At 69.0% G+C, this 24,952-nt stretch carries 22 protein-coding genes; 19 read left to right on the top strand and 3 right to left on the bottom strand.

Annotated features, from left to right (window positions below):
• Positions 1-51: 51 nt before the first annotated feature.
• Positions 52-2,748, top strand: coding sequence for an FHA domain-containing protein (locus tag OCU_RS38730; RefSeq protein ID WP_162130886.1), 2,697 nt, complete (start codon positions 52-54; stop codon positions 2,746-2,748).
• An 11-nt stretch (positions 2,749-2,759) separates the two neighbouring features.
• On the opposite strand, the gene OCU_RS51410 is transcribed toward OCU_RS38730, so the two are convergent.
• Positions 2,760-2,924: a hypothetical protein gene (locus tag OCU_RS51410; protein ID WP_008257199.1), complete on the bottom strand. Its 165-nt coding sequence runs from the start codon at positions 2,922-2,924 to the stop codon at positions 2,760-2,762.
• A gap of 253 nt (positions 2,925-3,177) precedes the next feature.
• On the opposite strand from OCU_RS51410, the gene OCU_RS38725 reads away from it, so the two are divergent.
• The 8 genes from OCU_RS38725 to fadD1 are packed head-to-tail and all read left to right on the top strand — an operon-like array spanning position 3,178 to position 11,312.
• Positions 3,178-4,356, top strand: a complete 1,179-nt coding sequence (locus OCU_RS38725) for an acyl-CoA dehydrogenase family protein (RefSeq protein WP_009952364.1) — start codon at positions 3,178-3,180, stop codon at positions 4,354-4,356.
• A 21-nt stretch (positions 4,357-4,377) separates the two neighbouring features.
• The gene (locus OCU_RS38720) at positions 4,378-5,511 is read left to right on the top strand and encodes an acyl-CoA dehydrogenase family protein (RefSeq protein WP_009952365.1); all 1,134 of its coding nucleotides are present in this window, start codon (positions 4,378-4,380) and stop codon (positions 5,509-5,511) included.
• The gene (locus OCU_RS38715; RefSeq protein ID WP_009952366.1) at positions 5,504-6,004 is read left to right on the top strand and encodes a MaoC family dehydratase; all 501 of its coding nucleotides are present in this window, start codon (positions 5,504-5,506) and stop codon (positions 6,002-6,004) included. The genes OCU_RS38720 and OCU_RS38715 overlap by 8 nt, the downstream gene beginning before the upstream one ends.
• A 7-nt stretch (positions 6,005-6,011) precedes the next feature.
• Entirely contained in the window at positions 6,012-6,467 is a 456-nt protein-coding gene (locus tag OCU_RS38710; protein ID WP_009952367.1) for a MaoC/PaaZ C-terminal domain-containing protein, read from the top strand.
• Complete coding sequence (locus OCU_RS38705; RefSeq protein ID WP_009952369.1) at positions 6,464-7,666, top strand: thiolase family protein; 1,203 nt, start codon at positions 6,464-6,466, stop codon at positions 7,664-7,666. Before OCU_RS38710 ends, OCU_RS38705 begins: the two co-directional genes overlap by 4 nt.
• A 2-nt stretch (positions 7,667-7,668) precedes the next feature.
• Positions 7,669-8,079 carry a Zn-ribbon domain-containing OB-fold protein gene (locus OCU_RS38700; RefSeq protein WP_009952370.1) on the top strand — a complete coding sequence of 137 codons (411 nt, stop codon included), beginning with the start codon at positions 7,669-7,671 and terminating at the stop codon, positions 8,077-8,079.
• The gene (locus OCU_RS38695; RefSeq protein WP_009952371.1) at positions 8,076-9,671 is read left to right on the top strand and encodes a flavin-containing monooxygenase; all 1,596 of its coding nucleotides are present in this window, start codon (positions 8,076-8,078) and stop codon (positions 9,669-9,671) included. The genes OCU_RS38700 and OCU_RS38695 overlap by 4 nt, the downstream gene beginning before the upstream one ends.
• A gap of 21 nt (positions 9,672-9,692) precedes the next feature.
• On the top strand, positions 9,693-11,312 hold the full coding sequence (gene fadD1 / locus OCU_RS38690; protein WP_009952372.1) for a fatty-acid--CoA ligase FadD1: 1,620 nt from the start codon (positions 9,693-9,695) through the stop codon (positions 11,310-11,312).
• Position 11,313: 1 nt separating this feature from the next.
• Here fadD1 and OCU_RS38685 read toward each other — a convergent pair whose 3' ends face one another.
• On the bottom strand, positions 11,314-12,201 hold the full coding sequence (locus tag OCU_RS38685) for a DMT family transporter (protein ID WP_009952373.1): 888 nt from the start codon (positions 12,199-12,201) through the stop codon (positions 11,314-11,316).
• Between the two features lie 149 nt (positions 12,202-12,350).
• Between OCU_RS38685 and OCU_RS38680 the strand changes: the two genes are divergently transcribed.
• From OCU_RS38680 to OCU_RS38640, 9 genes are all read left to right on the top strand, one after another.
• Positions 12,351-13,448, top strand: coding sequence for a ferredoxin reductase (locus OCU_RS38680; protein WP_014380241.1), 1,098 nt, complete (start codon positions 12,351-12,353; stop codon positions 13,446-13,448).
• Positions 13,449-13,464: 16 nt separating this feature from the next.
• Positions 13,465-14,868, top strand: coding sequence for a fatty acid desaturase family protein (locus OCU_RS38675; protein ID WP_009952375.1), 1,404 nt, complete (start codon positions 13,465-13,467; stop codon positions 14,866-14,868).
• Positions 14,869-14,946: 78 nt separating this feature from the next.
• Positions 14,947-16,224, top strand: coding sequence for a molybdopterin-dependent oxidoreductase (locus tag OCU_RS38670; RefSeq protein ID WP_009952376.1), 1,278 nt, complete (start codon positions 14,947-14,949; stop codon positions 16,222-16,224).
• Positions 16,217-16,747, top strand: a complete 531-nt coding sequence (locus OCU_RS38665; protein ID WP_009952378.1) for a hypothetical protein — start codon at positions 16,217-16,219, stop codon at positions 16,745-16,747. Before OCU_RS38670 ends, OCU_RS38665 begins: the two co-directional genes overlap by 8 nt.
• 440 nt (positions 16,748-17,187) lie before the next feature.
• Positions 17,188-18,801, top strand: a complete 1,614-nt coding sequence (locus OCU_RS38660; protein ID WP_009952380.1) for a class I adenylate-forming enzyme family protein — start codon at positions 17,188-17,190, stop codon at positions 18,799-18,801.
• Positions 18,788-19,561 carry a class II aldolase/adducin family protein gene (locus OCU_RS38655; protein WP_044059215.1) on the top strand — a complete coding sequence of 258 codons (774 nt, stop codon included), beginning with the start codon at positions 18,788-18,790 and terminating at the stop codon, positions 19,559-19,561. The genes OCU_RS38660 and OCU_RS38655 overlap by 14 nt, the downstream gene beginning before the upstream one ends.
• A gap of 19 nt (positions 19,562-19,580) precedes the next feature.
• Positions 19,581-20,849: an amidohydrolase family protein gene (locus OCU_RS38650; RefSeq protein WP_014380239.1), complete on the top strand. Its 1,269-nt coding sequence runs from the start codon at positions 19,581-19,583 to the stop codon at positions 20,847-20,849.
• A 102-nt stretch (positions 20,850-20,951) separates the two neighbouring features.
• Positions 20,952-21,422, top strand: a complete 471-nt coding sequence (locus OCU_RS38645; RefSeq protein WP_009952385.1) for a GbsR/MarR family transcriptional regulator — start codon at positions 20,952-20,954, stop codon at positions 21,420-21,422.
• Positions 21,419-22,240, top strand: a complete 822-nt coding sequence (locus tag OCU_RS38640) for a class I SAM-dependent methyltransferase (protein ID WP_009952386.1) — start codon at positions 21,419-21,421, stop codon at positions 22,238-22,240. The genes OCU_RS38645 and OCU_RS38640 overlap by 4 nt, the downstream gene beginning before the upstream one ends.
• Positions 22,241-22,243: 3 nt before the next feature.
• On the opposite strand, the gene OCU_RS38635 is transcribed toward OCU_RS38640, so the two are convergent.
• Positions 22,244-23,269, bottom strand: a complete 1,026-nt coding sequence (locus OCU_RS38635) for an NAD(P)H-dependent flavin oxidoreductase (RefSeq protein WP_038536483.1) — start codon at positions 23,267-23,269, stop codon at positions 22,244-22,246.
• 76 nt (positions 23,270-23,345) lie between these two features.
• On the opposite strand from OCU_RS38635, the gene OCU_RS38630 reads away from it, so the two are divergent.
• On the top strand, positions 23,346-24,947 hold the full coding sequence (locus OCU_RS38630) for an arylsulfatase (protein ID WP_038538655.1): 1,602 nt from the start codon (positions 23,346-23,348) through the stop codon (positions 24,945-24,947).
• Positions 24,948-24,952 lie beyond the last annotated feature (5 nt).

The raw sequence follows: 24,952 nt of genomic DNA, 5'->3' as shown, positions 1-24,952 counted from the left end.
TCCGTTGCGCCGGGTGCCCAACTCGCGGCGCTGCCGTTACAGTTGGTCCTGATGAGCCCACCAGCCCCGCCTGCGCTGACCGTGCGGTACGAGGGAGCCGAGCGCACCTTCGCGGCAGGCAATGACGTCGTGATCGGGCGTGACCTTCGCGCGGACGTCCGCGTCGCCCACCCCCTGATCTCCCGCACCCATCTGATCGTGCGGTACGACCAGGGCCGATGGGTCGCCGTCGACAACGGCAGCCTCAACGGTCTGTACGCGAACAATCGCCGCGTCCCGGTCATCGACATCCAGGACGGCATGCGCGTCAACGTCGGCAATCCCGACGGCCCGGCGCTGACCTTCGAGGTCGGTCGCCACCAGGGTTCGGCCGGGCGGCCGCCGCTGACGACGTCGATACCCATCGTCAGCACGCCCGGCGCGCCCCTCGTGGGAGCGCCGCAGAGCCCGAGCGGCACGCAAACTTCCGTCCAGCCTCAGCAGCCGGCGTCTGCCTCGTTCCGCCACCCGGCGCATCCGCCCACCACCACGCAGCCCAGCCACTCACCGAGCGGACCCCTCGCGAGCCAGCCGCCCAGCGGCCCGACCCCGAGCCATCCGTCGGGGCCGCAGACCCGCTTCCCGACCAGCGGCCCCCTGGCCGCGCCGCCCAGCGCGTCCCAGCCCGCGCCGCAGATCTACCGGGCGCCGTCGGCGGTGCACGCGGCCCCGCCCACCACCGCGCAGCCGGCGGCGTCCCAGACGGGCCGCATCGGTGGCGACTCGTCGAACATCGCCACGTCGATGATGAAGATCCTGCGGCCGGGCAGGGCCGGGCTGGAGTCCACGCCGGGCGCGATCACGATCGGCCGCGCCAACGACAACGACATCGTCATCCCCGAGGTCCTGGCGTCACGCCACCACGCCACGCTGATCCCGGCGCCCGGTGGCACCGAGATCCATGACAACCGCAGCATCAACGGCACCTTCGTCAATGGCGCCCGCGTCGATTCGGCCGTGCTGCACGACGGTGACGTCGTCACGATCGGCAACATCGACCTGGTCTTCGCCGGCGGCACCCTGGCCCGCCGCGACCAGACCGCGACCGCGACGCGCACCGGCGGCCTCGACGTGCGCGGGGTGACGTGGACGATCGAGAACAACAAGACGTTGCTGGACAACATCTCGCTGACCGCCCTGCCCGGGACGCTGACCGCGATCATCGGGCCGTCCGGCGCCGGCAAATCGACGTTCGCCCGGCTGGTCGCCGGGTACACGCACCCGAGCACCGGCACGGTGGCGTTCGAGGGCCACAACGTCCACGCCGAGTACGCCTCGTTGCGCAGCCGGATCGGGATGGTGCCGCAGGACGACGTCGTGCACGGCCAGCTGACCGTGCAGCAGGCGTTGATGTACGCGGCCGAGCTGCGCCTGCCGCCGGACACCACCAAGGACGACCGCGCCCAGGTGGTGGCCCGGGTACTCGAGGAACTCGAGATGACCCAGCACCTGCACACGCGGGTCGACAAGCTCTCCGGCGGCCAGCGCAAGCGCGCTTCGGTGGCGCTGGAGTTGCTCACCGGGCCGTCGCTGCTGATCCTCGACGAGCCGACGTCGGGCCTGGATCCGGCGCTGGACCGGCAGGTGATGACCATGCTGCGGCAGCTGGCCGACGCCGGCCGGGTGGTGCTCGTCGTCACCCACTCGCTGACCTACCTCGACGTCTGCGATCAGGTTTTGCTGCTCGCCCCCGGCGGCAAGACGGCGTTCTGCGGGCCGCCCGGCCAGATCGGTCCCGCCATGGGCACCACCAACTGGGCCGACATCTTCAGCACCGTCGCCAACGACCCCGACGGCTCCCGGGAGCGCTACCTGGCGCGGACGGGCCCGCCCCCGGCGCCGCCGCCGGCGGAGAAACCCGCCGAACTCGGCGACCCCTCACACACCAGCCTGTTCCGGCAGTTCTCCACCATCGCCCGGCGCCAGATGCGGCTAATCGTCTCGGATCGCGGCTATTTCGTGTTCCTGGCGCTGCTGCCGTTCATCATGGGTTCGCTGTCGATGTCGGTGCCCGGCGATGTCGGCTTCGGCATCCCGAACCCGATGGGCGCCGCGCCCAACGAGCCGGGTCAGATCCTGGTGCTGCTGAACGTCGGCGCGGTGTTCATGGGTACCGCGCTGACCATCCGCGACCTCATCGGGGAACGCGCGATCTTCCTGCGCGAGCAGGCGGTTGGCCTGTCGACGTCGGCGTACCTGCTGGCCAAGGTGTGCGTGTACACGGTCTTCGCGATCGTTCAGTCGGCGATCGTGACCATCATCGCGGTGCTCGGCAAGGGCGCGCCGACCCAGGGCGCGGTGGCGTTGGGCAAGCCCGGCCTCGAGTTGTTCGTCGACGTCGCGCTGACGTGCGTGGCCTCCGCCATGCTGGGGCTCGCGCTGTCGGCCGTCGCCAAGTCCAACGAGCAGATCATGCCCCTGCTGGTGGTGGCCGTCATGTCACAGCTGGTGTTCTCCGGCGGGATGATCCCGGTGACCGGCCGGGTGGGGCTGGATCAGATGGCCTGGGCCACGCCCGCCCGGTGGGGATTCGCGGCGTCGGCGTCCACCGCCGACCTGACCAAGCTGGTGCCCGGGCCGCTGACCCCGAAGGACTCGCACTGGCAGCACACGCCGGCCAGGTGGTGGTTCGACGTCGGCATGCTGGCGCTCATCAGCGCCGTCTATCTGGGTTTCGTGCGCTGGAAGATCCGCCTCAAGGGCGGCTGATCGCTCGCGCGTCAGGCGCCCTTGCGGACCACTTGGTCGGCCGCGGCGCGCATCCGATCGGACAGTTGCAGAAGATTGTGCTCGCCTACGCCCAGGGGAAGGGTGTACGCCAGTTGTCTCAATTCGACGGCGTAGTTGCGCAAGTCCTCGCGGAGGCGCGTCTCAACAGTGGGCATGATTTCTCCCTCGGGCTGGGGCAGAGGGCCTGGTCCGCGTTGACCAACCGATCCGAAAATCTTCGCAGCCCGCGGCCGAATCCGCCAGAGCGTCGACGGGTTTTAACGGGAGTTTGACAGCGGTTTTACAGTGCGACCCCCGCCGTTCGCGACCGATGCGCGGCAGAATGCCACGCGCGAACTCGCGGCGGCGTTACGCTGGCGCTGCTCGGTGTAACGGCATCGACGCTCCGAGAAAGGCATAGGCGCCGGAATGGATTTCGAACTCGACGCCGGGCAGCGCGCCTGGCTGGCCGAGGTCCGCCAATTTCTGCACGAGAATGTCACCCCCGCATTGCGCGCCGAGCTGGCCGCGCACGACTTGGAGATTCTCGACGGCGAGGTGGCGCGGTTCCGCCGCGAGATCGGCGCCAAGGGCTGGTTCGGGCTGAACTGGCCGCGCGAGTACGGGGGGCTGGGTCTGGGCGCCATTCACCTGCACCTGTTGATGAGCGAATTCGAGTACTGGGGCGTGCCCGGACCCGACCTGACCGTCACGTCGGTGGCGCCGATGATCATGCGTCACGGCACCGAGCGGAACAAGAGCGAGTGGCTGCCCCCGATCGCCCGGGGCGAAATGATCTGCGCGGTCGGCTATTCCGAGCCCGAGGCCGGGACCGACCTGGCGAGCCTGCGGACCACCGCGACCCGCGACGGCGAGGAATGGGTGATCAACGGGACCAAGATCTGGAACAGCGGCGCGCAGCGGGCCACGCACGAATGGCTCTGCGTCCGTACCGATCCGACGACCGCACGCCACCGCGGCATCTCGGTCATCATCGTGCCGATCGACAGCCCCGGCGTCGAGATCCGCCCGCTCTACGCGTGGTCGGGCTACCGCACCAACGAGGTGGCATTCCGCGACGTGCGGGTGCCGGCCACCAACCTCGTCGGCGAGGTCAACCGCGGCTGGACCTACATCACCGGCGCGCTCGACCTCGAGCGCGGCGCGCTGACCAACGCCGGAGACCTGCGCCGCGCCGTCGAGGAATTGCACGAACTTTCGCGCAGTCCGCGCCGCGACGGGACGGTGCCCGCCGACGACCCGTCGCTTCGCCGCCGGCTGACGCAGGCCGAAGCCGACGTCGCGGTGGCCACGCTGATGGGCTACGAGGCGGCCTCGATCCTCGACAGCGGCGTCATTCCGACCGTCGAGGTAAGCGTCGAGAAGGTGTTCACCAGCGAGCTGCGCCAGCGCATCGCCGCCCTGGCGCTCGATCTCCTCGGCCCGGACGGCCTGTTGGCGCATCGCAGCGAACAGGCCCCGCTGGCCGGCAAATTCGAGCGGCTCTACCGGGCCGCCCCGCTGATGCGCTTCGGCGGGGGCACCAACGAGGTGCTTCGCGACATCATCGCCCAGCGCGGGCACGGGATGCCCTCCTATGGACGCTGACGGAAACCTCGCACACCACCGATGAAGACGATCCCGTCCGCCGAGCAGCGGGAGTTCGCCGCGGCGCTACGCGCCCTGCTGGCCGCCGAGAACCCGGTCAGCCTGGTGCGCGCCCTCGACGAGCCGGGCACGGACCGGCGCACGCCGTCGCTGTGGAAGGCGGTGGCCGACTCGGGGGTATTCGGGCTGGCCGTCGCCGAGGAGTACGGCGGCGCCGGTGGCTCACTCGACGACCTGGCCGTGTTCTTCACCGAAGCCGGCCGCGCGCTGTGCCCGACGACCGTGCACAGCACCGTGCACGCCGCCCTCGCCGTCGACCAGCTCGGCTCCCCGGAGGCCAAGGCCGCTTGGCTGCCCCCGCTCGCGTGCGGCAGCCTCCGCGCCACCACCGCCGTCTGGAACGCCCGCGACGCCGCGCTCGTCGCCCCTGCGCTGCGCGCCGATCCCGATCCGAATCGGTGGCGGCTCAACGGAACCGCGGATTACGTCGCCGACGCCGACGTCGCCGATCTCATCGTGGTCTCGGCCGCCTCGTCGCGGGACGGAGCCGAACGCCCGCTGGTCTTCCTCGTCGACGCGCACGGCGCCGGTGTGACCGTCGAGCCGCTCGACATGGTCGGCGGGCACCGGGCGTTCACCGTGCGCTTCGACGGCACGGTCGTGGCCGGTGACGCCGTGCTCGACGGCGTCACCGTGCCGGGATTGCGCCGGCTGGCCAACACCGCGGTGGCGCTGGGATCACTCGACCTGGTCGGGGTCGGCCAGGCCGTGCTGGACCGCACCGTCGACTACACCAAGCTGCGTCACCAGTTCGGCCGGCCCATCGCCTCGTTTCAGGCGGCCCAGCATCTGATCGCCGACATGCACATCGCCCTGGCGGCCGCGCGATTGGCGGCGCACGCGGCGGTGTTCTGGCTGGGGCGCGGCCGCACCGCGAGCAGGGAGACCGCCATCGCCCGCATGCACGCGGCAACCGCGGCCCGGCTGATCACGCTCGACGCCCATCAGCTGCACGGCGGGATGGGCTATGTCACCGAGACGGACCTGCATTTGTGGAGCGAGCGGGCCCGCCTCGGTGCGACGCTCGGCGGCGGCACCGACGTCGCGGCGTCGTGGCTTCAGGAGACCATGGGAGAAGGGAGCGCCGGTGAGTGAGGACAGCTTGATCGACGCCGAGTCGGCGTCGAGGGTGGGCACGGTCGCCGCCTCGGCGACCGGTGAGGTGAACCGGCGCGATTGGCAACGGTGGGCGGCCGCGGTCGGCGAGGACAACCCGTTGTATTTCGATCCGGAGTACGCCCGCGCCAACGGCTTTCGCGACATCATCTGCCCGCCGCTGTACCTGCAGTACGCGGTCCTCGGGGTGTCGCGGCTAAAGTCGCTGCGCCCCGACGGATCCTCCGGCGCGGTCTCCGGCAGCCTCGCGTTTCCCCGCGCCCCCAAGCGGATGGCCGGCGGGGAGAGCTTCACCTTTCACCTGCCGGCCTACCACCGCGACGAAATCGAAATGGTCCGCACCATCGAGTCGATCGTCGAAAAGCGAGGCCGCTCCGGCAGATTCGTCCTCGTCACCTGGCACACGGTGTACCGCAACCAGGATCGCGACCTGCTGGCCGAAGCGTCGACGTCGATGATCGCCCGCCCCTAGGAGCATCGTGGCCGACCAGCAAGTGTTCTATGAAGACATCGCCGTCGGCGATCACATCCCCACGCTGACGGTGACCGTCGACGAAACCCAGATGTTCTTCTTTTCGGCCGCCACATACAACGGTCACCGGATCCACTACGACAAGGAGTGGGCCCGCGACACCGAGGGATACGACAACGTGCTGGTGCACGGTCCGCTGCAGGCGGCGCTGCTGGCCCGCGCCCTCGGGGACTGGATCGGCGGGCGGGGCAGGCTGGTGACGTTCTCGGTGCAGAACCGGGCGATCGCCTATCCCGGTGAGGCGCTCAGTTTCGGTGGCGAGGTCACCGGCAAACGCCCGGGCGGCAATGATTTTGAGGGCTACGGCCTGGTGGATCTGGACATCGCCGGCCGGCGCGGCGACACGGTGCTGATGCCGGGCACCGCCGGCGTCGCGCTGCCGCTGCGGGGGAGCCGGGCATGAGCGGGCTGCGGGGAGAGGCCGCGATCGTCGGCATCGCCGAGCTGCCGGCCGAACGGCGCCCCACCGGCCCCGCGATGTTCACCCTCGACCAGTACGCGCTGCTGGCGAAGATGGTGATCGAGGACGCCGGTGTCGATCCGGGCTGTGTCAACGGCCTGCTGACCCACGGCATCGCCGAGTCGGCCATGTTCGCCCCGGCCACCCTGTGCGAATACCTGGGCCTGGCACTGGATTTCGGTGAGCGGGTCGACTTGGGCGGGGCCACCTCGGCCGGCATGGTGTGGCGGGCCGCGGCGGCCGTCGAACTCGGCGTCTGCGAGGCCGCCCTGGCCGTGGTACCCGGCTCCGCGGCCGTGCCCCGGTCCGAACGGCGGCCCGCGCCGGAGCCGAATTGGTATGGGGCGTCCTCGGGCAACTACGGCTCGCCGCAGGCCGAGTTCGAGATCCCCTACGGCAACGTGGGCCAAAACGCGCCCTACGCGCAGATCGCCCAGCGGTACGCGGCCGAATACGGTTACGACCCCGCCGCGGTCGCCAAGATCGCCGTCGACCAACGCACCAACGCGTGCGCCCACCCCGGTGCCGTCTTCCACGGCACCCCCATCACGGTGAAGGACGTGCTGGACAGCCCGATGATCGCCGACCCCATCCACATGCTGGAAACGGTGATGCGCGTGCACGGGGGAGCGGCGGTGTTGATCGCCAACGCCGACATCGCGCGCCGAGCCCGCCACCGCCCGGTCTGGATCAAGGGGTTCGGCGAACACATCGCCTTCAAGACCCCCACCTACGCCGAGGACCTGCTGTCCACACCCATCGCCCGCGCCGCCGAGCGGGCGTTCGCAATGGCCGGGCTGTCCCGGTCCGACGTCGACGTCGCCTCGATCTACGATTGCTACACCATCACGGTGCTGATGAGCCTGGAAGACGCCGGATTCTGCGCGAAAGGCAAAGGCATGTCGTGGATCAACGAACACGATTTGACCCATCGCGGGGAGTTCCCGCTCAACACCGCCGGCGGGCAACTGTCCTTCGGTCAGGCCGGAATGGCCGGCGGCATGCACCACGTGGTCGACGGAGCGCGGCAGGTCATGGGACGTGCCGGCGACGCGCAGGTGCCCGACTGTCACACCGCGTTCGTGACCGGCAACGGCGGCATCATGAGCGAGCAGGTCGCGCTGCTCCTGCGGGGGGATTAGCGATGGCCCGCCGCGACGATGCGCTCGTCCCCGAGCCCACACCGGTGTCCCGGCCGTTCTGGGACGGCCTGGCGCAGCACCGGATCCTGGTGCAGTACTCGCCGTCGCTTCGGCGGCACGTGTTCTACCCGCGCACGCTGGCCCCGGGGACCCTGGCCGACGATTTGGAATGGCGTGAGATCGACGGCGCCGCAACGCTGTACACCTTCACGATCGCCCGCCGGCCCACCGGCCCGCCGTGGGCCGACGCGCTGCCGCAGCTGCTCGCGGTGGTGCAGTGGGACGCCGGGCCGAAATTCAGCACCGAGCTGGTCGACGTCGATCCCGGCGACGTCCGGATCGGGATGCGGGTGGAGCCGGTGTTCTGCGATCTCGAAGACGGAGTCACGTTACTGAGGTATCGGCCCGCATGACCGAAATGAGCGACGTCATCGTCATCGGTGCCGGGTTCGCCGGGCTGTACGCCGTGCACCGAGCCGCCTCGGCGGGGCTGTCGGTGACGGCGCTCGAGGCGGCGCCCGACGTGGGCGGCACCTGGTACTGGAACCGCTATCCGGGCGCACGTTGTGACGTCGAAAGTGTGGACTACTCCTACTCTTTCGACGAGGAGCTGCAGCGCGAATGGCAGTGGAGCGAACGCTTCGCCGCCCAACCGGAGATCCTGGCCTACCTTCGGCACGTCGCCGACCGCTTCGACCTGCGCCGCCACTACCGGTTCGGCGTCGACGTCGTCGGCGCGGCCTTCGAGGGTGGGCATTGGCAGGTCGACACCGCGACCGGACAAAGCCATGCGGCGCAGTTCCTCCTGTGCGCCACCGGGTGCCTGTCGGCACTCAACCGGCCCGATATCCCGGGCGTGCAAGACTTTTCGGGAGAGGTGTATTTCACCGCCGCCTGGCCGCGCGAGGATCCCGATCTGCGCGGCAAGCGGGTGGGGCTCATCGGCACGGGATCATCGGGGATCCAGGTTGCGCCGATCATCGCTTCGCAGGCCGAAAACCTGGTCGTATTCCAGCGATCCGCGAACTACACCATCCCGATGCCCAACCGGCCGTGGTCGGCCGACGAACAGCGGCAGATCCAGGAGCAATACCCCGAGCGGCGCCGCGCCTCGGCCTACGCGTCGGCGGGCACGCCGCACGGCAGCTACCACAAGAACGCCGTCGACACCGACCCCGAGGAGCGGGCAGCGGCGTTGTGGGAGCGTTGGCGCGAGGGCGGGGTTCTTTTCGCGAAGACCTTCCCCGACCAGACCCGCAACGCGTCGGCCAACGAGGTCGCCAGGAAGTTCGCTGAGGAGCGGATCCGGGAAATCGTCGCCGATCCCGCGGTCGCAGCCGACCTGATCCCGGTGGACCACCCGATCGGAACCAAACGGATCTGCACCGACGACGGCTACTACGCCACCTTCAACCGCGACAACGTGCGGCTGGTGAACCTGCGCCGCGAGCCCATCGAGGCGATCACCGCCGACGCCGTGCGGACCCCCGCGGCGACGTACCCCTGCGATGTGCTGGTGTTCGCGACCGGGTTCGACGCCATGACAGGCGCGTTGACGCGGATCAACCCGCGCGGGCCGCGGGGGGAGCGGCTGCGCGAAATCTGGTCCGATAGCCCCCTCACCTTCCTCGGCCTGATGGTGCCGGGCCTGCCGAACCTGTTCACGATCAGCGGGCCGGGCAGCCCGTCGGTGTTGGCGAACATGGTGCTGCACGCCGAGGTTCAGGTCGACTGGGTCATCGAGCTGGTGCGGGCCGCGCGGCGGCGCGGCGTCAGCGAGGTCGAACCGAGCCGTGACGCCGCCGTCGCCTGGACCGAGCAGGTGGCCGAAGCGGCCGAGCAGACGCTGTTCCCCCGGGCGGCATCGTCGTGGTACCTGGGCGCCAACATCGAGGGCAAGAAGCGAGTCTTCATGCCCTACATCGGCGGGTTTGGTACCTACCGTCGGCACTGCGATGACGTGGCGGCCCGCGACTATGCCGGGTTGGTGATGACGACCCGATGACAGCACGGAGGAAGTGAGACGGTGCCGGAGACGGTTCAGCAGCTGTTGCGGCAGCGCAGGCACGAGGACACCCCCGCGATCGCCCACGGCGAGAAGACGTGGACCTGGCGCGAGCACCTCGCCGAAGCCGAGGCCGAAGCGGCTGCCCTGATCTCGCGCGCCGACCCCACCCGGCCGCTGCATGTCGGTGCCGCACTGGGCAATTCACCGGCCATGCTGCGGGCGATGGCCGCGGCCGCGCTGGGCGGCTACGTGCTGTGCGGCCTCAACACGACCCGCCGCGGACCCGCGCTGCTCGCCGACATCCGGCGCTCGGACTGCCAGATCCTGCTGGTCGACCGCGATCACCTGCCCCTGCTGGAGGGCCTGGATCTCAACGGAATTCAGGTTTTCGACGTGGACGGGACGAGTTACGCCGAGGCGGTGACCGCGGCGCCACCGCTGACCCCGCACCGCGAGGTCGCCGCCGCCGACACGCTCATGATGATCTTCACCTCGGGGACGAGCGGTGACCCCAAGGTGGTCCGGTTCGCGCACGGGTTGGCCATCATGTGCGGCGCCAGCCTGATCTTCCAGTACGACGTCACCGCCGCCGACGTGTGTTACCTGGCGATGCCGCTGTTTCATTCGAACGGCGTCGCCGCGGGGTGGGCGGTGGCCATCGGCTGCGGCGCCACCATGGTCCCCGCCAAGTTTTCGCCGTCGCGGTTCCTCGAGGACGTGCGCCGCTTCCGCGTGACCTACCTGAACTACGTCGGCAAGCCCCTGGCGTTGATCCTGTCCACCCCGGAGCGTCCCGACGACGCCGAGAACACCCTGCGGGTGGCCTTCGGCAACGAGGCGACCGATCGCGATATCGCCGAATTCGCAAGGCGTTTCGGTTGCCGGGTGGTGGACAGCTTCGGATCCAGCGAGTTCGCGGTGATCGTGGTCCGAGAAGACGGCACCCCGCCCGGTTCCATCGGCAAGCCTTACCCCGGGGTGAGCATCTACAACTCGACGACACTGACCGAATGTGACGTCGCGACGTTCGACGCGCACGGGGCGCTGACCAACTTCGATGAGGCCGTCGGCGAACTCGTCAACACCCAGGGCGCGGGACCGTTCGCCGGCTACTACAACGATCCCGGCGCCACGGCCGAGCGCATGCGCCACGGCATGTACTGGTCGGGCGATCTGGCCTACCGGGACGCCGACGGCTGGATCTACCTGGCCGGGCGGACCTCCGATTGGATGCGGGTGGACGGCGAGAACTTGGCCGCCGCACCGATCGAGCGGATCCTGGCGCGGATGCCCGGCATCAGCCAGGTCGCCGTCTACGCCGCGCCCGACGACCAGGTCGGCGACCAGGTGATGGCCGCGATCGTGCCGCGCGCCGGGGCGGAACTGACGCCGGACGATTTCGGGAGATTCCTGGCGTCGCAACCCGATCTGTCACCCAAGGCGTGGCCGCGCTACGTGCGCATCAACGACCAGCTGCCCGCGACCGCGACCAACAAGATCCTCAAGCGCGCGCTCATCGCCGCGGGCCCCAGCGCCGAGGGCGGTGTGTTGTGGACGCGGCCCGCCCGCGGCACCACCTACGCTGCGGCCGACGAAAACGCCGACGGCCGTTCGGCATCCACCATCGCCGGCGCCTGAATCAGCGGCCCGAGACAGCGTCGGCCCCACCGGCCTCGCTGGGCACCGGCGCTTCCCCGAACCGCGCCAGCACCAACGTCGCCGCCACCGCGACGGCGAATCCCGCGATCACCAGCCCACCGAGCCCGTCGCGCGCCGTGTCACCCAACCACGCCACCCCCACGAACGCCGGGGCGAGGGTTTCGCCGACGACCATGCCCGCGACCGCCGTGGTCACGGATCCGCGATGCAGAGCCGAGGTGAGCAACAGAAATCCGGCGGCGCCACCCGCGGCCGCCGCGTACAGGGCGGGGTTGGCGTAGAACGACCGCGTGGTCGGATCGATCACGTCGATCAGGCGCACACCGACCTCGACGACGCCGAAGCCCGTCCCGGCACCCAGCCCCAACGCGAGCGCTCGCGCGCGGTCGGGCAGACGCCCGGCGGCGAAACCGGCGATCAGTACCGCGGCCACCACGCCCAGGAGCGCCCAGCCGAGCCCGGCCGGGGCGTGTCGAAAGTGCCCGGGCCCGGCGGCCACTGCGAGGGCGACGAGGCTGGCGCAGACCACGCCGACGGCGCACCACTCGACCGGCGACAGCCGGGCCGACAACACCCACGCGGCGACGACCCCGGTGACGGCGATCGAGGCGGCCAACGCCGCGGCGACGACGTAGATCGGAACCAGCCGCAGCGCGGCCACCTGAAGGAGAAACCCGACGACGTCGAGGCCGATCCCGACCAGGTAGCGCCACTGCCTGACGGCCCGCAGCAGCAGCACGGCGTCGACGCCCGAGCCGCTGCCCGCTTCCACCGATCGCGTCCCCGCCGCTTGCAACACGGTCGCGGTGCCGTAACAGAGCGAGCAGCCCAACGCGAGCAGAAAGCCGATCAACACACCCACCGACACTAGCCGCGCGGGGCGCCGACCCCGCCCAACACCGAATGGTGAACGGATAAGCGATGCCGATATGCGCATTTTGCATATGTGTAACCATGTGTCCCAAGCAGTTTCAGATTGGCGGTTTGAGTCGGTGTACAACTGTGTACTCCGTTGTTATGGCTGAACGCGGTGCCCGGCCCCACGTCCCACGCGGGCGTCGGCTGTTCCTGCGCGCGGTGCGGCGATTGTTCAGCCCGCTACAGCCCGACGACTACCTGGAGATGATCAATCCGCTGTGGACCACCAAGGAGCTGCGCGGAAAGGTCGAGCGTGTCGAGCCGCAGGGCTCGGAAGCGGCCAGCGTCCTGATCAGGCCGGGCTATGAATGGCCTGGTCACCAGCCCGGGCAGTACGTGCGGCTCGGCGTCGTCATCGACGGGGTCTACCACTGGCGCGCGTATTCGCTCACGTCGGATCCGGTGCCCGAAGACGGGCTGATCAGCGTGACGCCCAAGAAGGTGGACGGGGGTGTGGTGTCGCCGTATCTGGTGCAACGGATCCAGCCCGGGGACTTGGTCCGGCTCGGCGAGATCGAAGGCGTCTTCACCCTGCCCGAACCGCTGCCGCCCAAACTGCTGTTCATCAGCGCCGGGAGCGGCATCACCCCGGTGATCAGCATGCTGCGCAGCCTCGACCATCGCGACGCGTTCGGTGACGTCGTGGTCATCCACTCCGCGCGGACCCGCGAGCAGGTGATGTTCCTGTCCGTCCTCGAAGACCTCGACCGCCGGCACCCCGGCATGCGGCTGGATCTGCGCCTGACCTCCGAGCGGGGCAGGCTCAAGCCGGACGACCTGGATGACGCCTGCCCGGACTGGCGCGAACGCGAGACGTTCAGCTCGGGTCCCGGCGACATGCTCGACGCGCTGATCGAGCACTGGGAAGGCAACGCCGACCGCGAACGACTGCACTTCGAACGGTTCCAGCCCAAGATCGGTGGCGACGCCAACGCCGGAGAGGGCGGCACGGTGTGCTTTCTCGACAGTGAGAAGTCCGTCGAATGTGACGGCGGCACCTCGATCTTGGAGGCGGGGGAGAAGGCCGGCCTCAATCTGGCCCACGGCTGCCGAATCGGCATCTGCCACACCTGCGTCGGGACCCTGAAGTCGGGCAAGCTGCGTGACCTGCGCTCGGGTGACGTCATCGAGCCCACCGAACAGGACGTCCGAATCTGCATCAACACCGCCGAAGGCGACGTGAAACTCGCACTGTGATCGAAAGGAGCGGCCGGTGACCTCCGTCGCGGAAAAGACGATGAAAAGCCCCCTTGAGCGTCTGAGCGAACAAGAGCTCGAAAAACTCGCCAAGGAACTCGATGCGATCCATGACGAGGTGTTCGCCGATCTGGGCGAGCGGGATCGGCGCTACATCAAGACGGTCATTTCGGTACAGCGACAGATCGTGGTGGCCGGCCGCATCCTGCTGCTGGGATCGCGTTCGAAAACCGCGTGGATCCTGGGAACCGCCTGCCTGGGAATGGCCAAGATCCTCGAGAACATGGAGATCGGCCACAATGTGATGCACGGCCAATGGGATTGGATGAACGATCCCGATATCCATTCCTCCGTGTGGGATTGGGACACCGCCTCGACCGCCGAGGCGTGGAAGCATTCCCACAACTACATCCACCACACCTACACCAACATCCTCGGCAAAGACAAAGACCTCGGCTACGAACTCCTGCGCATCGATCCCGCGCAGAAGTGGGCCCCGCGGTACCTGTTCCAGCCGATCTCGAACCTGTTGCTGACGCTGCTGTTCGAGTGGGGTGTGGCGATCCACGACATGGACATCGAGGCCATCCGGCGCCGCGAGAAGCCCTGGTCGGAGGTGCGCAAGGACCTGCGCGGCATCAGCGGAAAGGCGCGCGCGCAGATCATCAAGGACTACCTCGGCTGGCCGTTGATCAGCGCCGGCGCCTTCGCGCTCGTTCAGCTGGCCGCACGCGGCAGGCTCGATCAGCCCCCGCGGTCGCGGGTGGGCAAAGCGCTGCGCAGGGCCGGTGGCGGTCGCCTGGGCTCGGCGGCGGATCTGCTGGACAAGCTCTTGCCGGGGGTGGAAAGCACCTATCTGCGGACCCTGGGCGCCGACGCGCTGGCCAACGTCATCCGCAATGTGTGGGCGCACGCCATCATCTTCTGCGGCCATTTTCCCGACCAGACCTACACTTTCACCCCCGAAGAGGTCGAGAACGAGACGCGCGGCGGGTGGTATGTACGCCAGCTGGTCGGCGCCGCCAACATCGAAGGCAGCCCGCTGTTCCATGTCATCAGCGGCAACCTCGGCTACCAGGTGGAACACCACCTCTATCCCGACATGCCAAGCAGCCGCTACTCGGAGATCGCGCCGAAGGTCAAAGACATCTGCGAACGCTACGAACTGCCGTACAACTCCGGCCGCTTCTCGAAGCAGTGGTTGATGGTGCACCGCACCATCTTTCGATTGGCCTTCCCCGGTGGGAAGCCGCGGCGCAAACCAGGACCGTACCGAAGCCCGACCGACCGGCCGGGGATGCAGCGGCCCAGCGAGGGCGCCCGCTTCCGCGAACGTGTCCCGGCCGAACACCCGGCCGCGGGCCCCGAACACGAGTCCGGCGGCGTCGCGGTGCAGCCGCCACCGCGCGGCAACGACTGACCGCACCCTCGGTTCGCGCCGCTCGGCGAGGATCAGCGAAATGAACCGCTATCGCCGGCCCCTCGTGAATGATGATCGATGGTGCATCTCATTCGGACCGCCAGCGGCCTACCCGCGCGGCTGTGGCGCAGCCCGCTGCGCGGACCTTGGCTGACAGCGGTATTCGGCTCGGTGCTCTTGGTGACGCTGCCGATCGTCATCCTCACCGGCCTGCTGTCCTACATCGCCTACGGGCCGCGACTCGGCCAGGCCATCCCGGGCGACGTCGGCTGGCTGAAGTTGCCGACCTTCGACTGGCCCACCGATCCGTCGTGGCTGTACCGGCTGACCCAGGGACTCCACGTCGGGCTCGGTTTGGTGTTGATCCCCGTGGTGCTCGCCAAGCTGTGGTCGGTGATACCGCGACTGTTCGTGGTGCCGCCCGCACGGTCGGTTGCCCAACTGCTGGAACGGGTTTCGCTGCTGATGTTGGTCGGGGGCATCCTGTTCGAGATCGTCACCGGCGTGCTGAACATCCAGTACGACTACATTTTCGGATTCAGCTTCTATACCGCCCACTATTTCGGCGCCTGGGTCTTCATCACCGGCTTCGTCGTGCACGTGGCGATCAAGAGCCGGCGCATGTGGTCCGGTTTGCGCTCGATGCCGCTGCGGGAGGTGCTGCGCACCGCACGCGCCGATACCAAGCCGCAGCCCTGGCAGCCCGACTCCCTGGTCGCCGCCGACCCCGGCCCCGCGACGATGAGCCGCCGCGGCGCGCTGGCGCTGGTGGGCGGGGGCGCGCTGTTCCTCGCGCTCATCACCGCCGGTCAAACCGTCGGCGGGTACGCCCGGCCCGCCGCGTTACTCCTGCCGCGCGGGCGCAGCCGAGGCAACGGGCCCAATGACTTCGAGGTCAACCGGACCGCGGCGGCCGCCGGCATCTCGCCTTTGGACACCGCCGACCGATGGCGGCTAACGATGACCGGTGGCCCCCGGCCGGTGACCGTCGACCGCGCCGCGCTGCTGGCGATGCCGCAACACACCGCCGTGTTACCGATCGCCTGCGTGGAGGGCTGGTCGACCACCCAAACGTGGAGCGGGGTGCAGCTGGCCGAACTCGCCCGCCTCGCCGGTGTGCCCGCGCCGGATTCGGCGCGCGTGTCGTCGCTGGAACGCTCCGGCGCCTTCGCCGGCGCCACCCTGCAGGGCAACCAGGTGCGGCACCCGGACGCGCTGCTGGCGCTGCGGGTCAACGGCACCGACCTGTCGCCGGACCACGGCTTTCCCGCGCGCATCATCGTGCCCGCGCTGCCCGGCGTGCACAACACCAAATGGGTGGCCGCCATTGACTTCCGCACGGCCGCCCATGCGTAACGCGTTCGCGAGGCTCTACGGGTCCCACCCGCTGCACCTGCTGACGATGATCGCCGGATTCGCGGTGCTGGGCTACGTGGTCGCCACGGTCAAACCGGCCACGCTGTGGAACCCCGACGTGTGGTGGCAGTCGATCGTCGTGTGGTTCGCCGGGGCCGTCGTCGCCCACGATCTGGTGTTGTTCCCGGTCTACGCGGGCCTCGACCGGCTGCTGTCCCGCCGAGCGCCGCGCCCCGGTCCCGACGTGCCCGTGCTCAACCATCTCCGGGTGCCCGCGCTGGGGGCGGGCCTCACGCTGCTGGTGTTCCTTCCCGGCATCATCAGGCAGGGCGGCGCCACGTACCGGGCGGCGACCGGCCAGACCCAGGACCCATTCCTGGGTCGGTGGCTGTTGTTGACCGCGGCGATGTTCGCGGTCAGCGCCGCAGCCTATGCCATCCGGACGGCAAGGGCGCGGCAGCGGACCCGGGCGCGGGAAATGGCGCCCCGGGCAACGAATCAACGCCCCGGCGACGGGCCTTAGAGGATTCTTGGTGACTCCTTGGAGTGTCCTTGCGGGTGCGCGCGCGTCCCGTGTATCTCCATTCGGCTAACTACACTCGCGCCCCGTGGGGAGCCGAAACGAAAGAACAGGAGCCACGTTCTGCGCGGGGGTGGCCGCGTTCGTCCTCGCGCTGGGCTCCTCGGCCGGCAGCGCGACAGGACCGACAACGTCAGCAGCTTTGTCCAGCCCCCTGCCCGTTTCGCAAAGCGATCCCGACGGCGTGCAACCCACCGGTGGAAACGGGTGCATCATCGGCCTCAATTGCGGGTGCCTGCATAACTGCCACAAGCCGCGGGCCCACCCTCCGAATGTTCCCGCCAAGACGCAGCGCTCCACTCCCGCCCCGAGGAATCCCTAGCCCGGCTGTTTCTCGGCGGGAGCGAGACCGGGCCCCGCGTCGCTTTCCTATCATTGACCGAATGAGCGTCGGCGGGCTGGATATCGAGTCGTCGCCGGCATTCTCCGAACAGGACCCGGCCCGGTTTCGCGAGGCCGGCTGGTGGTGCGATACGACGCTGTCGGACGCCGTGCGCCGCAACGCCGCGCAAACCCCAAACCGCCTCGCCTATGTCGACCACCCCGAAGCGTCGCTGACATGGCGTGAATTCGACGACGCCGCAACACGTTTGGCGCAGTCCCTGGCCGGTGCCGGCGTCACGCGCGGGGACCGGGTCGCGGTATGGCACCGTGACTCCGCGGCCATCCACGCCCTGTTCGTCGCCATCGAACGCTGCGGGGCGGTGGTCGTCGGCGTCGGCGCACGGGCCGGCACCCGCGAGGCCACAGCGATACTGCGCAGCGCCCAGCCGAAGGCCCTGATCAGCGATGAGCCCCACCGCGAGGCCGCCGCGGGCGTCGCCGATGAACTCGGGCTGCCGGCGCTGCTGCTGGACCGGACCCTTCGCCTGGACGTCGGCGCAAAACCCACCGCGCTCACGACCGACGCCCGCCTCGGCCCCGACGACGTTTTCCTGATCAATTCCACCTCCGGGACCACGGGGCTGCCCAAGTGTGTCGTGCACACCCAGAACCGTTGGCATTACTTCCACCAGAAGGCCGTCGCCAATGGGCTGCTGGCGCCGGACGACGTCTTTTTGCCGGTGATACCCACGCCGTTCGGGTTCGGGCTCTGGACCAGCCACACCACACCGATCTACCTCGGCGCCACCGCGGTGCTCCTGGACCGGTTCACCACCAAAGCCACCTGCGAGGCCATCGCCCGGCACAGGGTCACCGTATTATGCTGCGTCAGCACACAATTGACCATGCTGATGGCGGACCCGGCCAGCCGCGAACGCGACCTGAGCTCGCTGCGCGTCGTCTACACCGGCGGCGAGGCGTTGCCGTATCGCCCGGCGGCCGAATTCGAGGAACTCACCGGCGCCAAGATCCTGCAGTTCTTCGGCTCGAACGAAACGGGGATGCTCAGCGCGACCACTGTCGACGACTCCCGCGAACGGCGGCTGCGCACCGGGGGCCGCATCATCCCCGAAATGTCGGTCCGCCTCTTCGACGGCGACCGCGACGTGACCGACACGGGTCGGGGCCAGCCCGCGTGCCGGGGCCCGGCGACCAGCCTCGGTTACCTCGGCGGCACCGACCACGACAAGCTGTTCACCCCCGACGGGTGGATGCGCATGGGCGACATCTGTGAAATCGACGCGGACGGCTATCTGCGGGTCACCGGGCGCACCTCCGACTTCATCGTCCGTGGCGGCAAGAACATCAGCGCAAGCCAGGTCGAAGACGCCGTGACCACCCACCCCGCCATCGCGGTGGCCGCCGCGGTCGCCATGCCCGATCCGGTGTTCGGCGAAAAGGTCTGCCTCTACGCCGAACTCACCGGCTCCGCCACCATCGACCTTCCCCAGCTCGTCGAACACCTGCTGGCGCTGGGAGTTTCCAAGGAACTGCTGCCCGAGCGCCTCATCGTTCTCGACGAATTGCCCCGCTCGTCGGGCGGAAAGATAGCCAAAGGCCGACTTCGCGAGGATATTGGAGCCAGGATGGAGGCTGGTCATGAACGCACCTGATGCACGCCGTGGCGGGCTGGAAGTCTGGGCGCCGTCAGTGGTTCCGCCGATCGGCGTCGAGCTGTCCCACGAGCAGGCGCTCGCCATCGCGTTCCGCCACCTCGCCGGCATCGGCTTCGCCGAGAACATGGCCGGACACATCACCTGGCAGCTCGACGGCCAGACGAACATGTTCGTCAATCCCTGGGGCCTGTGGTGGCAGGAGGTCAGCGCCTCCGACATCTGCGTGGTGGACGCCGACGCGCGCGTGGTCCGCGGCCGCTGGGACGTCACCCCGGCCATCCACATCCACACCGAACTGCACCGCGTCCGCGACGACGCCCGCGTGGTCATCCACAACCACCCGTACTACGTATGCGTGCTCGCCGCGCTGGGCAGGCTGCCGGAGCTGGTGCACCAGACTGGGTCGCTGTTCCTCGACGACCTGTGCCTGGTCGAGACCTACGACGGCGAGATCGACAGCCCCACTCGCGCCGCGGATCTCGCGGCCCGCATCGGCGGGGCCAACCTGACCATCTTGGCCAACCACGGCGTCATCGCGACCGGCCGCAACCTGGCCGAGGCCGTCTACCGCGCGGCCTCGATCGAACGGGTGTGCAAGCTGGCCTACGACGTCATGCTCACCGGCAAGCAGCCGGTGGCCATGCGGTGGTCGGACATGGCCGGCATGCAACGCTCGCTGATCGAACGGGCCGCCGACGTGTACTGGGCCGGGGCCGCGCGGATGACGATCAAGGCCGACCCCGACGTCCTGACTTGAGCCACAAGGAGTTTGACGCGTGAAATCGATCGACGAGCTGGCCACCGACCTGAACTTCACCACGGCGAAGACCGGCACCGAACGTTCGGTCACCTTCCTGCCCGATCCGCCCCGGGCGCGACGCCGCTACACCGTCATCTCGGTCGACGACCACATCGTCGAACCCCCCGACACCTTCGCCGGCCGGCTGCCCCGAAAGTTCGCCGACCGTGCGCCCAAAGTCGTCGACACCGACGCCGGGGGCCAGACCTGGGTGTACGACGGCCGGGAACTGCCCAACGTCGGCTTCAACGCGGTGGTCGGGCGGCCGGTGGCGGAGTACGGCTTCGAACCCGTCCGATTCGACGAGATGCGCAGGGGCGCATGGGATATCCACGAGCGCGTCAAGGATATGGACCTCAACGGGATCTACGCCTCGCTCAACTTCCCCTCGTTTCTGCCCGGCTTCGCCGGACAGCGGCTGCAGCAGGTGACCACCGATCGCGACCTCGCGCTCGCCTGCGTTCGCGCCTGGAACGACTGGCATTTCGACGTCTGGGCGGGCTCGTATCCCGACCGCATCATTCCCTGCCAGTTGCCGTGGCTGCTCGACCCCGAGCTCGGCGCGAAGATGATCTACGAGAACGCCGACCGCGGCTTTCACGCCGTGACGTTCAGCGAGAATCCGGCGATGCTCGGCCTGCCGAGCATCCACACCGACCACTGGGATCCGATGATGGCCGCGTGCGCCGAGACCGGCACCGTGGTCAACCTGCACATCGGATCGTCCGGGTCGTCGCCGTCCACCACCGCGGACGCGCCGCCGGACGTGCAGGGCGTGCTGTTTTTCGCCTACGCCATCTCCGCGGCGGTCGACTGGTTGTACTCGGGGCTGCCCAGCAGGTTCCCCGACCTGAAGATCTGTCTGTCCGAAGGCGGAATCGGTTGGGTGGCAGGACTGCTCGACCGCCTCGACCACATGCTCAGCTATCACGCGATGTACGGCACCTGGCAAGCGCTCGGCGAGCGCCTGACCCCCGCGGAGGTGCTGGTCCGCAACTTCTGGTTCTGCGCGGTCGAGGACAAGTCGTCGTTCGTGCAGCGCGACCGGATCGGCGTCGACAACATCATGCTGGAAGCCGACTACCCGCATTGCGACTCGACGTGGCCGCACACCCAGCAGGCCATCCACGAACAGATCGGCGACCTGCCGTCCGACGTCATCCGGAAGTTCAGCTGGGAGAACGCATCCCGCCTGTATCGGCACCCGGTGCCCGCCGCCGTGCAGCGCGACCCCGAGGCGTTCTGAGCCCGGCAACCCAGACCCCTTGATCACCGGCGGGGGGTTCCGCCAGCGTCCCGCTTCGTATAAGTTACGTTTAGTACGTACTGAACGAACGGGATGGAGCGTATGTCGCCGGACGAGGCCGAGTTCGTCGACCGCCTCGGGCTGTTCTTCGAGTTGCTGGGCGCCACCCGCACCATGGGCCGGGTCTACGGGTGGCTGCTGATCTGCGATCCGCCGCAGCAGTCGCTGACCGCGCTGGCCGCCGCGTTGTCCGTGAGCAAGGCGTCGATCAGCACCGTCGCCCGGCAACTGCTCGAAGGTGGCATGGTCGAGCGGTTGCCGAGCCCGAACCGCCAGCACCTCTACCGGGTCACGCCGGGCGGGTTCACCAGCGTGCTGGAAACCCAGCTGTCCCTGATGCGGCTGGGGATCGAACCCGCCGAATTCGCGCTGTCCGTGCTGGACGAGGACCGCGCCGAACAACGGCAACGCGTGGAGGACTTCCGCGATTTCTGCGAGTTCTGCACGCGGGCCTACCGCGACCAGCTCATGGAAATGTGGACCGAATACCGCGCGAAGAGGAAGCAGCGATGACCGCAACGGACAAAGTCGATTTCAGCTCGGTCGCCTGGGGATCGGTGGAATGGACGAATCTCGTCACACTGTATCTGCGCGCATGCGAAAGCCGTTCGAAGCGGCCGATTCTGGGCGACACGGTCGCCGCGGACGCGGTGGACCGGATCAGCTACGACTTCAAGCGCATGCGCCGGAGCACCATGCCCGCCTCGAACCAATACCTGGTCGCGCTGCGCGCCAAGAAGTTCGACGACTGGTGCGCCGATTTCCTCTCCCGCCATCCCGACGCCGTTGTCCTGCACCTGGGTTGCGGCCTTGACGGCAGGGCCTTCCGGCTCGACCTACCGCCGTCGGTTTCCTGGTTCGACGTCGACCAGCCCAGCGTCATCGGGCTGCGGCGGCAACTCTACGACGACACCGAGCGCTACCGGATGATCGGCTCGTCGGTGACCGAGCTGCGGTGGCTGGACGACGTCCCCGCCGGGCGTCCCACCCTGGTCGTCGCCGAGGGCCTGCTGATGTATCTGCACGAAGAGGAAGTCCGGCGGCTGCTGCAGCGCCTGATCGACCGATTCCCCGGCGGTGAAATGCATTTCGATACGCTGTCGGCCCTGGCCCCGTTGCTGTCCAAGGTCTTCACCAGGGGCATCATCACCTGGGGCATCCGCGACGCGCGCCGTCTTGCGGCCTGGCATCCCCGGCTGCGGTTCCTCGAGCAGACGCCCGCGCTGGCCGGCTACGAGCACATCCCGTCGGCCGCGGTGCGGATGATCTACGCGCTGACGTGGGTGATCGGCGGGCGCGGCTACGACGTGCTCAATCGTTTCGAGTACTGAACCTCACAGGTCGGATGCCAGCCGGCGCAGAATGTCGGTCGCGGGCTCGGCGGTGGCTTGCCGGAAACCGGTGCCCGCCCACAGGTGTACGTAGTCCGGCTTTCCCGCCGCGGCGGCCGCCTTGCGCAGCGGGCTGGTCAGGTGGTGGATGGCGGGATAACCCGGGGGCGCCTCGGCTTCGTGGGCGTCGATGAACGCGTTGCGCAGGCCCCGGGCCGGCCGGCCGGTGAAGGCCCGGGTCAGCACGGTCTCGGTGTACGCGGGATCGGCCAGCGCCGCCTGATGAGTGGTCGACGCGCCGCTTTCGGTGGCGCGCAACAGCACCGTCCCGACGGCGGCCGCGGCCGCTCCCGCCCGGATCACCTCGGCCACCGCGGCCGGCGTGGCGAGCCCGCCGGTGGCCAGCACCGGCAGGGGAACCGTCGCCACGACCTGGCTGACGAGGTCGACGATCGGGACCGGGGTCAGCGGCCGCGACGGCGACAGGGTGCCGGAATGGCCGCCGGCGTCCGCCGCCTGCACCACGAGCATGTCGACGCCGGCGTCGCGTGCCTGCTCCGCCTCCTCGGCCGTGGTGACCGTCTGGACCACCACGCTCTTGGCCCGTTGCAGCGCCGCGATCACGTCGCGCGGCGGAATGCCGAACGTGAACGACACCATCGGAACCGGATCGTCGAGCAGCAATTCGATCTTCGCGTCGAAGCTGTCGTTGTCCTCGACGGGCTCGGACGGCAGCGTCAGGCCGAACTGGTCGGCCTCGGCCTGGATGATCGCCGCGTACTCCCGGTAACGTCGCGGATCGACCGGCACCGGGTTCGGCGCGAACACGTTGACGCCGAATGGGATCCCTTCGGCGCGAAGGGCTTTGATCTCGGCTTCGACGGCCTCCACGGTCTTGTAGCCGGCAGCCAGCATGCCCAGGGCCCCCGCACGGGTGGCGGCCGACACCATGGCCGGGGTGGTCGGTCCGCCCGACATGGGGGCCGCAACCAGCGGTATGGACATCCCGAACTGCGCCAACATCTCCATGCCTCGACAATATCGGCCGCGATCGGCGGTGCGGCGGCATTACACCGTGAGCACCGACCTGGCAGGATGCTTGAGCGTGAAGCGCCCCAACTTGCTCGTAATCGTCGCGGACGACCTCGGGTTTTCCGACATCGGCGCCTTCGGCGGCGAGATCGAAACACCCAACCTCGATCGGCTGGCCTACTCCGGGATCCGGCTCACCGATTTCCATTCGGCGCCGGCGTGCTCGCCGACCCGGGCGATGCTGTTGACCGGGACCGACCATCACATCGCCGGCATCGGCACGATGCTCGAAGTCGCGTCCCCGGGATTTCGCGGCGCCCCCGGCTACGAGGGCTACCTAAACGACCGGGTCGTCGCGCTGCCCGAACTCCTGCGCGACGCCGGATATCTGACGCTGATGTCGGGCAAATGGCATCTGGGCGCCACGATCGACAGGTCGCCGTGGGCACGCGGCTTCGAGCGCTCGTTCGCGCTGCTGCCCGCCGGTGCCAGCCACTACGGGGGAGCGGGCGCGCGCGGGTTTTCGCCGGTGCCAACGCTTTACACCGAGGACGACAAGTTCGTCACCGTCGGCGACGACTTCTACTCGTCGGACTCCTACACCGACACCCTGCTGCGGTACCTGGACGAGCGCGCGGCCGACGACGACCGTCCGTTCTTCGCCTACCTGCCGTTCCAAGCGCCGCACTGGCCGCTGCAGGCGCCCGACGAATCCGTCGCGAAATACCGCGGCCGCTACGACGACGGACCGGACGCGCTGCGCGAGGAGCGACTGGCCGCCCTCAAGCGGCTCGGTCTCTGCCCGCCCGACGTCACCGCGCACCCGGTGGTGGCCGACGGCGCGCCCGAGTGGGCCGACATGACCGACGAGCAGCGTGCGCGCTCGGCCCGCAGCATGGAGGTCTACGCCGGGATGGTGGACCGGATGGATTACAACGTCGGCAGGGTGATCGACTACCTGTCGGCCAGCGGCGAACTCGACGACACCGTGGTGATCTTCCTGTCCGACAACGGCGCCGAGGGCGCGATCGTGGAGGCGATGCCGCTGCGCGGCGCCGAGATCGCCGCGCAGATCGAAAAGCATTGCGACAACAGCCTCGACAACCTCGGCCGGCCCACGTCCTTCATCTGGTACGGGCCGCGCTGGGCGCAGGCGGCCACCGCGCCGTCGCGACTGCACAAGGCGTTCACCACCCAGGGCGGCATCCGGGTGACGGGTTTTGTCACCTGGCCGGGATTCGCGCGGCAACAACAGATCGGCACCGCGTTCAGCACCGTGATGGACGTCGCGCCAACCCTGCTGGAGCTGGCCGGCGTCGCGCACCCGGGCACGTCCTACCGCGGCCGCGAGGTGGCCCCCATGCGCGGCCGCTCGCTGGTGGAGTATCTGACCGGCGCCGCGGAGACCGTGCACGACGCGGACACCGGAACCGGCTGGGAATTGTTCGGCCGCCGAGCCATCCGGCAGGGGGACTGGAAGGCACTGCACCTGCCGGCGCCGTACGGCCCGGGTGACTGGCAGCTCTATGATTTGGCTTCCGATCCCGGCGAGATTCACGACCTGGCCGCGTCGCATCCCGACAAGCTGGCCGAGCTGGTGGCGCTGTGGGATCGCTACGTCGAAGAAACCGGCGTGATCCTCGAACCCGTCTCCGTGTTCGACACCGAACTCTAGCGAGC

This window comes from Mycobacterium intracellulare ATCC 13950 (assembly GCF_000277125.1).
GTDB classification, from domain to species: domain Bacteria; phylum Actinomycetota; class Actinomycetes; order Mycobacteriales; family Mycobacteriaceae; genus Mycobacterium; species Mycobacterium intracellulare.
Note: the sequence above shows the minus strand (reverse complement) of the source record. Positions and strands in the feature narration are given on the sequence as shown.

Bases quoted from the DNA above. Each gene is read 5' to 3' on its own strand.
- OCU_RS38730 (WP_162130886.1), top strand. From the start codon at position 52: ATGAGCCCACCAGCCCCGCCTGCGCTGACCGTGCGGTACGAGGGAGCC.
- OCU_RS38635 (WP_038536483.1), bottom strand. From the start codon at position 23,269: ATGGAGATGTTGGCGCAGTTCGGGATGTCCATACCGCTGGTTGCGGCC.
- OCU_RS38695 (WP_009952371.1), top strand. From the start codon at position 8,076: ATGACCGAAATGAGCGACGTCATCGTCATCGGTGCCGGGTTCGCCGGG.
- OCU_RS38680 (WP_014380241.1), top strand. From the start codon at position 12,351: ATGGCTGAACGCGGTGCCCGGCCCCACGTCCCACGCGGGCGTCGGCTG.
- OCU_RS38665 (WP_009952378.1), top strand. From the start codon at position 16,217: ATGCGTAACGCGTTCGCGAGGCTCTACGGGTCCCACCCGCTGCACCTG.
- OCU_RS38725 (WP_009952364.1), top strand. From the start codon at position 3,178: ATGGATTTCGAACTCGACGCCGGGCAGCGCGCCTGGCTGGCCGAGGTC.
- OCU_RS51410 (WP_008257199.1), bottom strand. From the start codon at position 2,924: ATGCCCACTGTTGAGACGCGCCTCCGCGAGGACTTGCGCAACTACGCC.
- OCU_RS38700 (WP_009952370.1), top strand. From the start codon at position 7,669: ATGGCCCGCCGCGACGATGCGCTCGTCCCCGAGCCCACACCGGTGTCC.
- OCU_RS38655 (WP_044059215.1), top strand. From the start codon at position 18,788: ATGAACGCACCTGATGCACGCCGTGGCGGGCTGGAAGTCTGGGCGCCG.
- OCU_RS38640 (WP_009952386.1), top strand. From the start codon at position 21,419: ATGACCGCAACGGACAAAGTCGATTTCAGCTCGGTCGCCTGGGGATCG.
- OCU_RS38720 (WP_009952365.1), top strand. From the start codon at position 4,378: ATGAAGACGATCCCGTCCGCCGAGCAGCGGGAGTTCGCCGCGGCGCTA.
- OCU_RS38645 (WP_009952385.1), top strand. From the start codon at position 20,952: ATGTCGCCGGACGAGGCCGAGTTCGTCGACCGCCTCGGGCTGTTCTTC.
- OCU_RS38705 (WP_009952369.1), top strand. From the start codon at position 6,464: ATGAGCGGGCTGCGGGGAGAGGCCGCGATCGTCGGCATCGCCGAGCTG.
- OCU_RS38670 (WP_009952376.1), top strand. From the start codon at position 14,947: ATGGTGCATCTCATTCGGACCGCCAGCGGCCTACCCGCGCGGCTGTGG.
- OCU_RS38660 (WP_009952380.1), top strand. From the start codon at position 17,188: ATGAGCGTCGGCGGGCTGGATATCGAGTCGTCGCCGGCATTCTCCGAA.